The sequence below is a fragment of the Corynebacterium sp. HMSC06G04 genome, from assembly GCF_001807365.1.
GTDB lineage: Bacteria > Actinomycetota > Actinomycetes > Mycobacteriales > Mycobacteriaceae > Corynebacterium > Corynebacterium simulans.
Genome location: NZ_KV788608.1, coordinates 131,668 through 146,585 on the forward strand (window position 1 = coordinate 131,668; position 14,918 = coordinate 146,585).

Below are 14,918 nucleotides of genomic sequence, written 5' to 3' on the forward strand. Positions count from 1 at the left end.
CCCCGCCGTAGCTCCGGGTGTGGCGGGCCCGCTCAATGATGCAATTGCCACTTTGGAGGAGGGCAACGCTGCGAATAAGCAGCTGCTGGGTAATCTCCAAGCACTCAGCAATGACAGCAATGAGACCGCCAAGTCCGTGAAGTCCACGGCGGATGCGGTCAATCAGGCGGCGCAGGATACGAAGAAGACCTCCCAGGTTCTCTCGGACACCGTCGATAAGTCTGTGCCGGAGATTAATCGCGCGATGAGCAACCTAAGCTCCAAGGTCGGTGCGTTCTCGGCTTCGCTGGACACCCAAAAGGCGACGATGGAGGAAGCACAGAACTTGCTGGACGGCGTCGGCAAGCAGCTCGGCGCAACCCAGGACGCACTTGGTTCCTTCGATTCAGATCTTGCCTCCCTGGAAGATGGTGTGGAGGGCGCGCGTGACGACGTCCGCGCCATCACCGCTCACTCGCGGACCAAGGAACTGCAGACCATCACCGGCCTGAACTCCGATGAGATTGGTTCCTTCTTCGCTGATCCCGTTGAGGTGAAGAGCGCGCCAGTCTATCCGGTGGGCTCCTACGGTTCCGCGATGGCCTCGCTGTTTACGAACCTCTCGCTGTGGATCGGTGCCTTCGTGCTCGTGGTCATCTTCCGCGTGGAGGTGGATCTCGAAGGCTTTAAGCGGCTCACGGTGGGCCAGGCTTATCTGGGCCGTTTCCTGCTCATGGCCGTGATGGCGATGGTGCAGGCCGTAATTGTCACCGTGGGTGACTTGGCCGTGGGCGTACAGACGGTAAATCCAGTCGCATTCGTTGCCACCGGCACGCTCATCGCGCTGGCTTATCTCAGCATCATCTACGCGCTGTCGACGGCCCTTGGTCACGTGGGCCGTGGCCTTGCAGTGGTGCTGGTCATCGTACAGATTCCGGGTGCCTCCGGCCTGTACCCGATTGAGCTGATGCCGAACTTCTTCCGTTCCATCTACCCGCTTCTGCCATTCTCATATGGCATCGACGCCATGCGCGAGACCATCGGCGGCTTCTATGGTCTGCACTATCTCAAGTTCATGTCCGTGCTGGCCTTGATGTTCGTAGTGGCTTTCGCCTTGGGCTTGTTGGGGCGTCGCAGCTTCGCGCACTTTAACTTGCTCTTTAACCGCGAGCTGGCCAAGACCGATCTCATCGCGGCAGAAAACGTCCAGATCGTCGGCGATGGTTACCGCTTCGCCGATGTCCTGAAGGCACTGCAAGGCCGTGAGGAATTCGCAGCTGATTTGGAAAAACGCAAGCACGATTACAGGCACTGGATCCGCGTGGCTGCAGTACTTGGCGTTGTGGGCATGGTGGTGCTCGGAATCGTGGCTGCGCTTGTGCCTTCGCAGAAACCATTGTTGTTGGGCATTTGGACGCTGTGGTGCCTAGTTATCTTGGGCATCGTGGTCACCCTCGAGTACCTGCGCAAGAGCCTCGCGCAGTCCACCGAGTTGGTGGACTTCAACGAGGAAGAGCTCCAGCACTCCGTTGCCGCCCGCGGTGAAGGTGTGCATTCGGCTCCGGCAGATGATGAGCAGTTCCAAGACGGTGTCTTGCACAATGAAGGCACTCTCAACGAAAAAGGCGAGGAGAAATAATGAAAAAGATCGGTGGAATTTTCTTCGATGATCTTCGCCGTGCCACTAGCAACGTCATGGCATCGGTCATCCTCTTTGGCCTCGTCGTTATCCCTTTGCTGTTTACTTGGTTCAACGTGTTGGCCAGCTGGGATCCTTTCTCCAACACGGGCCAGCTGAAGGTAGCCGTGGCCAGCGAGGATACCGGCTATAAAAGCGACATCTTCCCGGTTCCGGTCAACGTAGGCGAGAAGGTGCTCTCGGAGCTGCGTGCAAATGACAAGTTGGATTGGGTCATCACCGACGCTGAAGACGCCATCGACGGCACGAAATCTGGCGAGTACTACGCCTCCATCGTGCTGCCGGAGCACTTCAGCTCGGACATGATGACCTTTTATGCGGAAGGCTCCAAGCCGACCGAAATCTCGCTGTACACCAACGAGAAGAAGAACGCGCTGGCGCCGAAAATTACGAATAAGGGCGCAGAGGGCGTTTCCTCCCAGATCGCGGAGTCCTTCACACACACGCTTGGCGACGTCTCCCTAGGCCTGATTTCCTCCCTCGACGAATACCTCAACGAGTCCGACGCAAAGGCAACGTTGAAGCGCATTGAAGCTCGTGCCGATGGCATCGAAACACAGCTGCACACCGGCGCGCGTACGGCCCGTTCGATGGGCAGCCTGGTGGATTCTTCAGTGCCGCTAGTAGAAAGCGCACAACGCATCGCCAATGCGCCGCGTCCTTCGCTGTCGGGCCCAACTGGAGATCTGAACCTGTCTACGGAGTCCCTCGACGCGGCGCTTTCGCAGACTGCCGATAGCTACGATGTAGTACGCCAGCGAATCGACGAACTATACGATTCAGCGGATACCTCGCGCGCCTCGATGCAGGCCACCTTGAATACGCTGGCAGGCCAGGTGCAGGGGCAGATCGATGCCTACAAAGGCCTGCGGGATCGCGTAAATAGCGATGTGAAGCCAGTGCTGCCGGCGGAGGCCGCGCAGCTGACCAGCAACCTCGACGAGGCTATTGCGGCACAGGAGGCCGTGCACTCCCGCTTGGTAGCCGCAGCGAATGCGCCGGGTGCGCAGAAGCCGGACTTTTCTTCCATCGACCGCGCCCAGCAAGCAATCGAGTCCAGCCGCGACTCGCAGCTGCGCACCTCTGTGGGCAAGCTCCAGGACTCCCTGCAGCGCATCGGCAGTGACATCGACTCGCAGGGCTCTGGCATCAGCTTGGACACCGAGTCTCTGACTGGCGCCCGGGATGCACTGAGCACCCTTGCTCAGGAGCTGGACTCGGATGCGGACCGCTTCGGCGAGCTAAAAGATGAGCTCGACCGCGCACGCGATACCGGCGATCTCTCACGCCTAGCCAAGGTGGTGGGCAATAACCCGGATGCCCTGGCAAGCTTTATCGCCTCGCCGGTTTCGGTGGACCGCCAACCTGTCTATCCGGTGGCGTCGTTTGGCGCGGGCATGGCGCCGCTGTATACCACCCTGGCGCTGTGGGTGGGCTGCCTGCTCACAGCCGTCACCTTGCGCACTGACGTCAGCAACCGCGACTCTTATACCGTGGTGCAGCGCTTCTTTGGCCGCTTCGGCATCTTCGCGCTGATTGGCTTCTTCCAGTCCACGCTGCTTTCGCTTGGCCTTATCTTCTTCGTGCAGCTAGAACCCGCACATCCGGTGCTGCTGTGGTTGGCGGCCTGGGTCTCTTCGACCGTATTCATGATGATCATCTATACGCTCGTGGTCTCCTTCGCCAACGCGGGTAAGGCTTTGGGCGTGCTTTTGTTGGTCATTCAGGTCTCCAGTGCCGGCGGCGCGTATCCGCTGCAGCTTTTGCCGGAGTGGTTCCAGAACATCAGCCCGTGGTTGCCGGCGACGTACACGATTCGCGCCTTCCGCGCGGCAATCGGCGGCGTCTATCACGCTGATTACTGGCTCTCGCTGCTGGTGCTGCTGGTCTTCCTGCTGCCGATGTTCTTCCTCGGCCTCGTCTTGCACAAGCCGCTGCATGCCTATACCTCGAAGCTGGATGCGGCCCTTGCGGAGACCAAGCTGATGTAGCCCCGCACTAGAATTGCCGGCATGGCATTTACACCCCGCTCAGTTACTTATCGTTACGTCGACTCGCCTGTGGGCGAACTCCTCGTGGCGGCGACTGAGCGGGGTGTGGTCTATCTGGCCTTCGCGTGCGAAGAGTCCGCGGAAGTCTTGGCGCTCCTTAACAACAAGATCGGTCCGGCAACCATGGGCGCAAGTCCGGTGCTGACACTTGCAGCGGTACAGCTAGACGAGTACTTCGCAGGCGCGCGCCGCACTTTCAGCGTGCCCATTGATGAGGCCCTCACCTCGGGCTTTCGCCAGCGCGTCCAAAGGCTACTGACGGACATTCCGTACGGCGCGACCACCACCTACGCCCAGCTTGCCGACGCCGCCGCAAACCCCAAGGCCGTCCGCGCCGTGGGTAGCGCCTGCGCGCGTAACCCCGTGCCGATTATCGTGCCGTGCCACCGCGTATTGCGCAGCGACGGCAGCCTCGGCGGCTACCGCGGCGGCGTGGCTGCAAAGGAGCTGCTGCTGCGCCTAGAAAGTGGCGCTCGAACGCCCTAGTCCTCGTCCCCCTAGCTCCGCCTTTGCTCTGCCAACCCAGCCGGAATCAAGAAAACGTAAATGGCCCCAGCTCCGAAGAGCTGGGGCCTGTGGCGGAGGATAGGGGATTTGAACCCCTGAGGGATGTGACTCCCGCACGCGTTCCAGGCGTGTGACATAGGCCGCTAGTCGAATCCTCCGTTGGAAAACACTATCAGCCTTGTCTAGAGCGGCAAAATCCGCAGGTCAACAGCGGAAAGGTGGCCCTCAAATCGCGCAGGCCGCCCGCGAGCCACGCGGGCCGAGCGCAAACCATTCCGGCCGAGTATGAATCCCGCGGCCTGAGTGCAATCCGTGCGGGCCCATCCTCCAAATGGTGAGGTCACGTCCAAATGGTGAGGTCGACCCTTTACGGATGGGGGTGCTGTTAACTGCTGGGGCTGTTGAATAGCGAACTCACCATCTGCACCTCACCATTTGGCCCTTCCGTGCCGCCGCGGAGTACCGATTTCCGTTTGAATGGCAGGCCGCGTTCCTAAATGGTCAAGCCTTGTCGCAATTGCTGATATGGAAGTGGATCAGTGGCGCAGGCGGTGCGTGGATTTACCATCCTCGTTTTGCCGTCTGGGTATTTGCGGTGCTTTGGGGATGTCGGGGGATGTCGGGCGAAAGAAGCCGGGGGAGGGTGTCGGGCAATGGTGCCGGACCCAAGAAAACGTAAATGGTCCCAACTCTGAAGAGCTGGGACCTGTGGCGGAGGATAGGGGATTTGAACCCCTGAGGGATGTGACTCCCGCACGCGTTCCAGGCGTGTGACATAGGCCGCTAGTCGAATCCTCCGTTGGAAGACTCTACACGAGCAGGCCCAAAGGAAAAATTCGTACTGCGCACTCCGGGTAGGCCGGCCTGCGTCCGGCGCTAGTGGAATAGTCACAACAGCAGCCGCCGCGGCAATGGGGGCAATAGCGGTTTGCCGCGAGCGTGGCTAGCGCGCTAGGCTTGTCGGCAGGATTCCGCGTGGCGTCCATCCTCTGAACTCCCCCAGGGCAGGAATGCAGCAAGGGTCAGGAGGCTCTGACGGGTGCGCGGGGTCCCTTTTAAGTTTTCTGGGTGATAAACATTACAAAAGCTGCACGCAAGCGTTAGTATTGGTTGCCATATATTCGCAACTACCCGCAACTAACCCGGAAGGTGGACAGGAATGTCCCTGCTCAATCTCGAAAAGTCTGAGCTCGACGAACTCGCAGCGAAGGTTCGTGAGGACTACGAGGAGCTGAAGGCTAAGGGCCTGAAGCTGGATCTGACCCGCGGCAAGCCCGCAAAGGCGCAATTGAGCCTGTCCAACGATCTGCTCGAGCTGCCAGGCGCGGGCAACTATTCCGACGCCGCAGGCAACGACCTTCGCAACTACGGCAACCTTGAGGGCATCAAGGAACTGCGTGAGCTGTGGGGCAAGCTGACCAACATCGACCCAGAGCTGCTGTTGGCTGGAGATTCCTCCTCCTTGAACATCATGTTCGACCTCATCTCTTGGGCTTATGCTTTCGGCACCAACGATTCCGAGCGTCCGTGGTCCCAGGAAGAAACCGTCAAGTGGATCTGCCCGGTCCCGGGTTATGACCGCCACTTCGCTATCACGGAGCACTTCGGCTTCGAGCTGGTTTCGGTCCCTATGCTTTCCGACGGCCCCGATCTCGGCGCCGTCAAGGAATTGGTCAAGGACCCGCAGGTCAAGGGCATGTGGACCGTTCCGATGTTCGGTAACCCAACTGGCGTGACCATCTCCGAGGAGATCGCCAAGGAGCTCGCCTCCATGGAAGCCGCAGCGCCAGACTTCCGCATCATCTGGGACAACGCTTACGCGGTCCATACTCTCACCGATGAGTTCCCGGAGATCCTGCCGATTCTCGACATTGCAGCTAAGGCCGGCAACCCGAACCGTTTCTGGGCTATGTCTTCTACCTCCAAGATCACCTTCGCCGGAGCTGGCGTTGCGTTCTTCGCCTCCTCCCGCGAGAACTTGGATTGGTACCTCTCCCACGCGAAGATTCGCGGCATTGGGCCGAACAAGATAAACCAGCTTGCTCACTACCAATTCTTCGGTTCCGCCGAAGGCGTGCGTGCGGTCATGCGCCGCCACGCGGCGCTGTTGGCTCCGAAGTTCAACGCTGTCCTGCGCATCCTTCAGTCCCGCCTGGGCGAGTACGAGGTCGCGCAGTGGACCGAGCCGAAGGGCGGTTACTTCATCTCCCTCGACGTCATCGATGGCACTGCCACCCGCGTTTGGGAGCTGGCGAAGGACGCCGGCATCGTGCTGACCAAGGCTGGCTCTGCCTTCCCGCACGGCGAGGACCCGAATGACCGCAACATCCGCTTGGCACCTTCACTGCCACCGCAGGAAGAGGTCGAGGCTGCAATGGACGGCGTCGCAACCTGCGTGCTGCTCGCCGCTTTGGAGAAGTTGGGGGCTTAAGCCATCAATTCCGACGAGACTTCGTACTGGTTAAGCCAGGTCATTCCCGTTCCGCTGGAGTTTAAAAACGTGGAAGGCCGCCGGCTTGGTTTAGCTGCGCTTGACGACGCCCAGTCCCTCGCCGTTACCACCACCTTCGGCGAGGTAGACACGGGGCTCAAGCATGCGGAGCAGGGCGTCGATGTGCGCTGCGAGCTGCTGACTGTGGCGCGCGCGACGCAGCCGGAGGTGGCCGCTGCGGTTACTGCGGCTGCAGAAAAGCTGACCAAGGCCGGTGGTGTGTTGCCTGCGCAGCCGGGCATCATGCTGCCGGAGATACTTTCGGAAGATTCGCTCAACGTACACCATGGTCTGCTGATCGCGCCTTATCTGTGGGGCGGCAGCACCCCGCAGCTGCCGGAGGACGGCCGGCTGACTTTGGTCTGTCAGCTGCTGATGCTTACCGATTCAGAATATGCCTATGCGGTGGAAGAGGGCGTCGCCAAGCTGCAGGAAGCAGTAGCTGAACAGGGCGTCGATATCCTCGATTGGAAGCGCGCCGGCTAGCTTGCTCCGCCCGCTGCGGGGGAGAGTGTCGGGCACAGAATGTAGACTGACTAACCGTGGCTCTATACCGGAAATATCGTCCAGCAACGTTCGCGGAAGTGGTCGGCCAAGAGCAGGTCACCAAGCCTTTATCCGCTGCCCTCGACGCAGGGCGTATCAATCATGCCTACCTGTTTTCCGGTCCGCGCGGCTGCGGCAAGACCTCTTCAGCGCGCATTATGGCCCGCTCGCTCAACTGTGAGCAGGGGCCTACGTCTACCCCGTGTGGCGTGTGCGAGTCTTGTGTTTCGCTGGCACCAGGTGGCCCGGGCAATCTGGATGTAACTGAGCTTGACGCGGCTTCCCACAACGGTGTGGAGGACATGCGTGAGCTGCGTGACCGCGCGTACTATGCACCTGCTGAGTCGCGCTATCGCATCTTCATTATCGACGAGGCACATATGATTTCCGCCTCGGGCGCCAACGCGCTTCTGAAGGTGGTGGAGGAACCACCGGAGCACGTGATCTTTATCTTCGCTACCACGGAGCCGGAAAAGATCATCGGCACCATTCGCTCGCGTACGCACCATTACCCGTTCCGTCTGCTGACCCCACCTGCGATGAAGGGCCTGCTTGAGCGCACCGTCGCTTCTGAGGGCGTGCATGTCGATGACACCGTGTATCCCATGGTCATCCAGGCCGGTGGCGGTTCCCCGCGTGATACTTTGTCCATTCTGGATCAGCTCTTGGCTGGTGCGGGGCCAGATGGTCTGACCTATGACATCGCGCGTCCGTTGCTCGGTGTCACCGATTTGGGCCTGCTGGATAAGACTATTGAGGCGCTTGCCGAGCAAGACAAGGCAGCCTTGTTCATGATCGTCGACGACGTCATTGAAGCCGGCCACGAGCCGCGCCGATTTACCATCGACCTTTTGGATCGCCTTCGCGATCTCATGATTCTGCAAGCGGTGCCGGGTGCTTTGGAGGCCGGCTTGGTCTCGGCCCCGACCGACCGCGGCGAAATCCTTTTGGCCCAAGCCCAGCGCTTTACCGGCCCGCAGTTGGCTTACCTGGCAGAAACCGTCAATAGCCGCATTTCTTCGCTGCGTGGCGCTACTTCGCCGCGCCTGCTTCTGGAGATCCTGTGTGCCCACCTTCTGGTCGGCTCTGCGCCCGCAGCTGCCGCCGCGGGCCAGGCTGCTGCGCTGCCACAGGGAATGTCTGCTGGCTCACCGCAAGGCACTTCCGATGGAACGCCTGCTGCCGGTCACGCAAATACCGCAGCTTCCAACCAACCTGCACCCGCTACTGCCCAAGCCCAAGACCCAGCAGCCGCGGCGGCTGCCATCATCGCTGCTCGCCGTAACCGCCAGGCTCAGCAGCAGGCGCAGCAACAACAGCAGCAGGCCCAAGCGTCGCAGGCACAGCCGCAACAACCGGCACAGCAGGCTGCGCAGCAGCCCGCCCAACCCGCACAGCCGGCGCCGCAAGCGCAGTCCACTCAGCCGGAGCAATCGGCATCTGCACAGCAGCCGCAGCAGTCCGAGCAACAGCCCGCCGAGCGCGCCGAACAGGCGCCTCAGCAGCGAACCGAGACTCAACCTGCACAGGAGTCTGCTCAGGAACCAGCCAAGGAACCGGCACAGCAGTCTGCTCAGGAACCAGTGCAGGAATCTGCCCAGGAACATGCAGTTGATGTCGCGGAGCAAGTGCGTTCGCAGTGGTCGAACCTTCGCGCGGCCGTGGGGCGTCGTAATAAGGTCGCGGAAATCATGCTTGCCGAGGCTCGCGTGCTCGGCTTCCGCGATGACACGTTGATTCTGGGGCACACCACTGGTGCGCTGGCGGAGCGAATCAACTCGCCTTCAAACAATGATGCAATCGTAGCGGTTCTTAAGGAAGAGCTGCGCCGCGACGTCAAGGTCAACTGCATTATCGGCACCAACCCGAAGGCAGCAGGCTTTAGCGAAAGCACTCCGCGGCAGCAGCCAACGTGGAACCCAAACCAGCAACAGCGCGAGTCCGCTGAGCCAGAACAGGAGTCTGAGAGGCCTAGCCCGCAGACTGAACCCGAGCAGCAATCGGAGCAGTCTGCCAGCGCATCTGCGTCTGCATCTGATGATCCGTGGGGAGCACCGCGACCTATCGGCACGCAGAACAACGAGACTGCTCGCGAAGAGAGCCCCGGGCCAGTGACACCAGCTGCGGCATCGGCGGCGGCGGCATCGGCGGCGGCAAGCGCGCATCAACCTGCACCGCAAGCTACTCCGCCTGCGCAGGTGCAGGCCCCGCGTCAGCAAGCGGCGAAGCCGGCACAACAGTCATCCCAGCAGGGTGGTGACTGGCGTTCGCGAATCGCGCAGGCTTCGCAGGTCGCGCAAAAACGCGACGAGGAATTCAACAAGATTCCGCAGTTCGGCAACGGTGTACCACTGCCACCCGAACCAGCGCCGGAAGACGAATTTGAGGCACCACCAGAGGAGTACTATCCAGCTGACCCGCAGCCCAGTCAACCGGGGCCGGGGCAGCAGAACCAGGAGATGGGGGCGTCGGCAAGCACTGCGCAACCGGCACCACAACCTGCTCAACAGGCCTACTCCCGCGATGAACAAGAACGCGAAATGATGGAGGAAGCCCAAAACGCCGGCGAGATGGACCACCGCAGCTCCACGGAAGTTGCAATGGAACTGCTCACCAAGGAGCTAGGTGCACGGCGATTGTAGTTAAGCGTCTGTACACTTGACGGGTAGCGAAAATCTTAAAGAAATTTACGTTGAAAGGACTTTCCATGACTGACCCAATGTCCCAGGCAAATGACATGAACGACCTGCTCGCACAGGCTGCCCGCGTGCAGGCTGAGCTGCAGAAGGCACAGGAAGAAATCCTGGCCGCACACGTTGAAGGCACCGCAGGCAACGGCCTGGTTAAGGTTGTCATGACCGGCGGCGCAGAGCTCGTTGACCTCCAGATCGATAAGTCCGTTGTGGACCCTGAGGACGTTGACACCCTCCAGGACCTCGTTATCGGCGCTTTCAAGGAAGCACACGCTGCCGCTGGCAAGCTGGCTCAGGAAAAGATTGGCCCGCTGTCCCAGGGCATGGGCCAGTCCCAGCAGGGCTACGATGGACCTTCCTTCCAGGATGTCTTCGGCGGCAACCAGTAGTCGCGCGTTAAACTAAAAGGCCGTTATTCCCCGCAGCGGGGGAAGCGGCCTTTTTGCATTTCATAGATAGGGAGAATCGTGTTCGAAGGACCTCTGCAGGATCTCATCGACGAGTTTTCGCGCCTTCCGGGTGTCGGGCCGAAGTCGGCGCAGCGTATCGCTTTTCACGTGCTGCACATGGATCCGGAGGACGTCGACCGCCTGCAAAACGCGCTCGGCGCGGTACGTGATGGCGTGACTTTCTGCCGTATCTGTTGCAACATCTCGCGCGAAGAAGTCTGCCGAATCTGTGTGAACTCGCAGCGCGATGCATCCACTATTTGTGTTGTAGAAGAGCCTAAGGACATCCAGGTCATCGAGCGCACCGGTGAGTATGAGGGGCGCTACCATGTTCTAGGTGGCGCTTTGGACCCGCTGGCGAACGTGGGTCCGAAGGATCTCAACATCTCCGTGCTGCTGCAGCGCATCGGTGGCGTGTTGCCTGACCGCGAGCTGGCGGATTCCACCCCGGACGCGCCGTTGTATGACACGACGCCGGAGATCAAAGAGGTTATCCTCGCAACCGATCCGAACACGGAAGGTGAGGCTACCGCGGCTTACCTGGTGAGGTTGTTGCGTGACTTCCCGGATCTGAAGATCACGCGCCTAGCCTCCGGTATGCCGCTGGGCGGCGACCTTGAGTTCGTGGATGAGCTGACGCTGTCCCGCGCGCTGTCGGGTCGTTTGACGGTGTAGCTGTCTTAGCAGCCGGCCTAATTGCCGGATTGTGGCGCTAAGTTGCGCGAAAATGGCGACGATTTGGCATTTAGGGCGGCTAAGGCAAGCCGGGCTAAGGCAAGCCGCGAGCGTCAGCTGAGCGCCCGCAGTTGCGTGTCTAGAGCTGCGAGCGCGGCGGCTTTGATGCGTTGAGGCGCTCGGTGCGCAGCTTGTCCACGGCCGGGATGTCGAGCGGTTCTAGGTCTGTGAGGGCAACGCCCATGGCCTTGGCCAGCAGGAGGTCAGCCAGCTGCGGGTTACGCGCCAGTGCCGGGCCGTGCATGTAGGTGGCGATGACGCTTCCCTGGACGGCGCCTTCGGCAATGCGCTGCTCGGCGGCGTCGGAAAGATCGGCGGTGGCTGCGGTATCGGCGTTGCCCTGGCCGCGAATGAGCTTGCCCAGCGGCTGCGCGGCAGGGCCCAAGATGGTGGCACCCATGTGGTTCTCGAAGCCGGTGAGGGTTTCGGTCAGCTCCGCGGTGATGCCAGCGCCGGTCGGCTCAGAGGAGACCTCGCCGATGGCACGCTCAGCCATGGAAGCCGTGGTGGCGTCGATGAGACCGACACCGTCAATAATCTGACCCGAAGCACGGAAGGACTCGCCTAAAACCTGCAGGCCAGCACAGATTGAAAGGATCGGGCGGCCAGCCTCAGCTGCGCGGGTCAGGCCGCCGTCTTTGATGAGGTGCTCCGCCGCGAGAATCTGCGCGGTGTCCTCACCACCGCCGAGTGTGTAGACGTCGAGGGAGTCAGGGACTGCCTCGCCAAGCTTGATCGGAACGATCTCAGCTGAAAGGCCGCGCATGCGGGCGCGTTGGCGAAGGACAAGAGCGTTGCCGTCGTCGCCGTAGGTGCCAAGCACGTCGGGCAGAATGAGGCCGATTTGCAACTGCGTCTTAGCCATTGGCGTTCTCCTTTACTTTGCGCTCAAGCGCCTTCTTCAAATCGCGGAAAGCGGTGTAGTTAGCCAGCACCTCGATGCGGCCTGGTGGGCAGGCCTCGATGGCTTTGACTGGATCCGGGATGAGCTCGTGCGAGATATCGGCGTAGACCAAGCGCACAGCAAGGTCGGTGCCGCGCTCGCCGGCGGCCTTGACCGCGAGGTTTTCAAAGTCCTCGAAGCGTACGTCCCACAGCCAGGACATATCGATGCCGTCTGCCACGTGGCCGTTGGTGGCAATGACCAGGCCGTCGGCAGAGCGATCCACCATGGACAGGGCCTCCTGCCAGCCGGCTGGGTTTTTAGCCAGCAGCAGGCGAATTTCACGGTCACCCAAGGTGATGGTGGAGTAACGGCCGGCCACGTCGTTGACGGATTCGGTGGCGGCGATGGCCTTGGCCTCGTCCACGCCGAAGCCTTCCACTGCGGCGGCGATGGCCTGGGCGGCATTGCCACGGTTGGCGCGTCCAGGCAGGGAGAGGCTCAGCTCCTTGTCACCCTGCGGAGTGTGCAAACCATCTTGGTCTACGCGCCAGGTTGGGGTGGGGCGGCGGAACTCGCGGCCGTCGGGAAGCGGCTTGACCGCACGCCAATCATCCTCATCACGCACGATGTGGCCGCCGGTGCGTGGGCACGTCACGGACTCGCCGAGCCATCCAGCGCCGGCGGAGACCCAGATGACGTTCTTGGCGTCGTAGGCCACGGAAGTCATGAGGACATCGTCGCAGTTGGCGATGACCAGCATGTCTGGGTGGGCTTCGACGGCGCCGCGCAGAGCGCGCTCGATCTTATTGATCTCACCGACGCGGTCGAGCTGGTCACGGGAGAGGTTCAGCAGCACCAGCGCCTGCGGATTCAGGTTGTCTGCCACGTGCGGAACGTGCAGCTCGTCTACCTCCAACACGAGGTGGGAGGCGTCTTTGCCCGCCATGAGCGCGGAGATGATGCCAGCATCCATGTTGTCGCCGCCGTCATTGGTAGCGACTTTGTGCTCGCTGCGTACAGCGGCGGCCAGCATGCGGGTGGTGGTGGACTTGCCGTTGGTGCCGGTAACCAGCACCGCAGGGCGGCCACCGCCGAGGTTAGCCATGATCTGTGGATCAATCGCGCCAGCGATAAGGCCACCGATCATTCCGCCGGCGCCTCGTCCGGTTGCGCGGGAGGCGGTGGTGGCCAGCTTGGCAGCGGTCGTGGCGGCGTTGGTACGCAATGAACGCAACGTGCCGGAAAGGTTAAAACTCATGCCCCTAGGGTAGTCGCGTCAGCCCGCGGGGCGGGTACTTGCGCGCCTAGTTTTGGCCGGAGTTTTTATTCTTGGCAGACCCATTTGCCCCGGAGCTGTTCTTTCCGGAGCTGGTTTGGCCCTTGTTGCCCTGCGAGTTTCCGCCCTTGGGCTTGCCACCACGCCGGCCACGGCCACCGCGGCCGCCACGGCGCCGCCGCCGTTTGTTGCCACCCGAGTTCCCAGAGCCGGATTTCTCCTCGTTCTTCGGATTGCCGCCGGGCTTGGCGTTGGAAGAATTGGGATTTTCGTTTGTTTGCTGACTATTGTTCTTCTGCTGGTTGCGGCCGGAGGATTTGCCCGAGCCCGACTTACGGCGCGAGCGCCGCCTATTAGCGCTGCCGGAGCGGCGATTATTGCTGTTCGGCACGTGTGCCTGAGCGCGATTATCGGAATCCTTCTCTGGCTCCGGCTCGATTGCTTCTTGGATGCGCTCGAGCGCTGCAAGGAAAGCAGTGTCAGACATCAGCGGGATGCCCTTGCGGTGGGCGTGCATGGGCTTGCCCACGAAATCGGTGGTGATGTTGCAAACCACCAGCGAGGATTCGCGCGTGAGCTTTTCCGAATAGTTGAGCTCTTCACGTGCGATAGCCGCGATGATGGTGTCTGGATCTTCCATGATCTCTGGCGCGACCACGATCTCCATGCCGCGGTGCAGCTCCTTGCCAGGAACGTATTTGCCCGGATTGTGGTGCTGACGTGGGGCTTCTGCGGCGTCGACACGCACGTGCGAGCGCTGCAAACCAAAGCGATCTGCGCGCAGCTCATCTGGCGCGTATGCACTACGCGTGCCGGTTGCTTGATGCTGATAGAGGCGGTACAGCAGCTGGGTTTGCTCGCGGGAGGTGGCGGCCTCGCTGCGTTGGGCACGTTCAACAGTTGCGGTGGGCGGAGCTACATCAAGGCCGCTGCGCTTGGCGACGGCCGCGAGGCGGACATCGTTATCCCACACCCCCTGGCGGCGGGCGGTGGCCAAAGTATCGACGATGCTGACCGGGGTAGGAACGTGGCCGACCTTCTGGCGGCGGCGCCTGCCCTTATTACGGTTGCGGTTTCGCGAGCGGTTCTGGCGCGCGGCGGCCATCATGGCGCGACGCGCCTCGGAGACGATGAAACCCCAGGTAAAAGGGGTATCGTGCACGATCAAGGTGCGGCCGTCAATTAGCCGATCAAGTGGCTTGAGCAGCCGCGAGAAAGACTGGCCTTCTGCTACTTCCTCAACGCTAAGCCCATGCAGGTGCCGTGGGCCCGGGTTGGTACCAGGGTTGATGATGGCGTGGAATTCTTGGCCTACCTCGTGCTTTTCGTTATAAGTCAGGGCATCGATGGCAACGAGGCGCCCGGTAGAAGGATGGATGCCGGTGGTCTGCACCGTGAGTGCGACGAAAGGGTAGGCAGCAACGGCCTCGGCCTGCGCTATTTCTTGCGCGCTTGGCTGCTTGCTTTCTTTGTCGGTGCTAGCCCGGCCGGGATTGTGCGGGCGGCCAGCAGCCAGCGCGGCCGGTGAAGGCGCGGGGGCTGGATCGGGGCCGGGGGTGGTGCTCATTGTTTTAAGTGTAGTACCCCGGCTGGACACGTTGGCTCA

The 14,918-nt window shown here is 61.3% G+C and carries 11 protein-coding genes, 2 tRNA genes and 1 other RNA gene; 9 read left to right on the forward strand and 5 right to left on the reverse strand.

Going from position 1 to position 14,918, the window contains the following annotated elements; all coding sequences use genetic code 11:
- From HMPREF3158_RS13130 to HMPREF3158_RS04990, 3 genes are all read left to right on the forward strand, one after another.
- Window positions 1-1,618, forward strand: a 1,618-nt coding sequence (locus HMPREF3158_RS13130; protein WP_246816183.1) for a YhgE/Pip family protein, incomplete at its 5' end; no start/stop codon positions are given.
- Window positions 1,618-3,669: a YhgE/Pip domain-containing protein gene (locus HMPREF3158_RS04985; RefSeq protein ID WP_070497546.1), complete on the forward strand. Its 2,052-nt coding sequence runs from the start codon at window positions 1,618-1,620 to the stop codon at window positions 3,667-3,669. The genes HMPREF3158_RS13130 and HMPREF3158_RS04985, both read left to right, overlap by 1 nt.
- A gap of 21 nt (window positions 3,670-3,690) precedes the next feature.
- Complete coding sequence (locus HMPREF3158_RS04990) at window positions 3,691-4,215, forward strand: methylated-DNA--[protein]-cysteine S-methyltransferase (protein WP_061920097.1); 525 nt, start codon at window positions 3,691-3,693, stop codon at window positions 4,213-4,215.
- A 90-nt stretch (window positions 4,216-4,305) separates the two neighbouring features.
- On the opposite strand, the gene HMPREF3158_RS04995 is transcribed toward HMPREF3158_RS04990, so the two are convergent.
- Both HMPREF3158_RS04995 and HMPREF3158_RS05000 read right to left on the reverse strand, forming a co-directional pair.
- A tRNA-Ser gene (locus HMPREF3158_RS04995) sits at window positions 4,306-4,394 on the reverse strand.
- Between the two features lie 551 nt (window positions 4,395-4,945).
- Window positions 4,946-5,034: transfer RNA gene (locus tag HMPREF3158_RS05000), tRNA-Ser, on the reverse strand.
- Between the two features lie 164 nt (window positions 5,035-5,198).
- On the opposite strand from HMPREF3158_RS05000, the gene ffs reads away from it, so the two are divergent.
- The 6 genes from ffs to recR all read left to right on the forward strand — a co-directional run bounded on the left by ffs (window position 5,199) and on the right by recR (window position 11,090).
- An RNA gene (gene ffs / locus HMPREF3158_RS05005) (signal recognition particle sRNA small type) lies at window positions 5,199-5,295 on the forward strand.
- Window positions 5,296-5,395: 100 nt separating this feature from the next.
- A complete protein-coding gene (locus HMPREF3158_RS05010) occupies window positions 5,396-6,667 on the forward strand; it encodes an aspartate aminotransferase type Ic (protein WP_061920099.1) in 1,272 nt (423 codons plus the stop codon).
- 69 nt (window positions 6,668-6,736) lie between these two features.
- A complete protein-coding gene (locus HMPREF3158_RS05015) occupies window positions 6,737-7,213 on the forward strand; it encodes a suppressor of fused domain protein (RefSeq protein WP_070497548.1) in 477 nt (158 codons plus the stop codon).
- Window positions 7,214-7,269: 56 nt separating this feature from the next.
- Window positions 7,270-9,915: a DNA polymerase III subunit gamma and tau gene (locus HMPREF3158_RS05020; RefSeq protein WP_070497550.1), complete on the forward strand. Its 2,646-nt coding sequence runs from the start codon at window positions 7,270-7,272 to the stop codon at window positions 9,913-9,915.
- 65 nt (window positions 9,916-9,980) lie between these two features.
- Entirely contained in the window at window positions 9,981-10,355 is a 375-nt protein-coding gene (locus HMPREF3158_RS05025) for a YbaB/EbfC family nucleoid-associated protein (RefSeq protein ID WP_061920106.1), read from the forward strand.
- 78 nt (window positions 10,356-10,433) lie between these two features.
- Window positions 10,434-11,090, forward strand: coding sequence for a recombination mediator RecR (recR, locus tag HMPREF3158_RS05030; RefSeq protein WP_061920107.1), 657 nt, complete (start codon window positions 10,434-10,436; stop codon window positions 11,088-11,090).
- A 139-nt stretch (window positions 11,091-11,229) separates the two neighbouring features.
- Here the strand turns inward: recR and HMPREF3158_RS05035 are convergent, their stop codons facing one another.
- From HMPREF3158_RS05035 to HMPREF3158_RS05045, 3 genes are read right to left on the reverse strand one after another with little or no spacing between them, the layout of a single operon-like run.
- The gene (locus tag HMPREF3158_RS05035; RefSeq protein WP_062036200.1) at window positions 11,230-12,015 is read right to left on the reverse strand and encodes a type 1 glutamine amidotransferase; all 786 of its coding nucleotides are present in this window, start codon (window positions 12,013-12,015) and stop codon (window positions 11,230-11,232) included.
- Window positions 12,008-13,294 carry a Mur ligase family protein gene (locus HMPREF3158_RS05040; RefSeq protein WP_062036198.1) on the reverse strand — a complete coding sequence of 429 codons (1,287 nt, stop codon included), beginning with the start codon at window positions 13,292-13,294 and terminating at the stop codon, window positions 12,008-12,010. Before HMPREF3158_RS05040 ends, HMPREF3158_RS05035 begins: the two co-directional genes overlap by 8 nt.
- 46 nt (window positions 13,295-13,340) lie before the next feature.
- Window positions 13,341-14,879 carry a DNA polymerase III subunit epsilon gene (locus tag HMPREF3158_RS05045; RefSeq protein ID WP_062036196.1) on the reverse strand — a complete coding sequence of 513 codons (1,539 nt, stop codon included), beginning with the start codon at window positions 14,877-14,879 and terminating at the stop codon, window positions 13,341-13,343.
- Window positions 14,880-14,918: the final 39 nt, after the last annotated feature.

Coding starts and splice junctions, on each gene's coding strand:
- HMPREF3158_RS04985 (WP_070497546.1), top strand. CDS start 1,618: ATGAAAAAGATCGGTGGAATTTTCTTCGATGATCTTCGCCGTGCCACT.
- HMPREF3158_RS04990 (WP_061920097.1), top strand. CDS start 3,691: ATGGCATTTACACCCCGCTCAGTTACTTATCGTTACGTCGACTCGCCT.
- HMPREF3158_RS05010 (WP_061920099.1), top strand. CDS start 5,396: ATGTCCCTGCTCAATCTCGAAAAGTCTGAGCTCGACGAACTCGCAGCG.
- HMPREF3158_RS05025 (WP_061920106.1), top strand. CDS start 9,981: ATGACTGACCCAATGTCCCAGGCAAATGACATGAACGACCTGCTCGCA.
- HMPREF3158_RS05035 (WP_062036200.1), bottom strand. CDS start 12,015: ATGGCTAAGACGCAGTTGCAAATCGGCCTCATTCTGCCCGACGTGCTT.
- HMPREF3158_RS05040 (WP_062036198.1), bottom strand. CDS start 13,294: ATGAGTTTTAACCTTTCCGGCACGTTGCGTTCATTGCGTACCAACGCC.
- HMPREF3158_RS05045 (WP_062036196.1), bottom strand. CDS start 14,879: ATGAGCACCACCCCCGGCCCCGATCCAGCCCCCGCGCCTTCACCGGCC.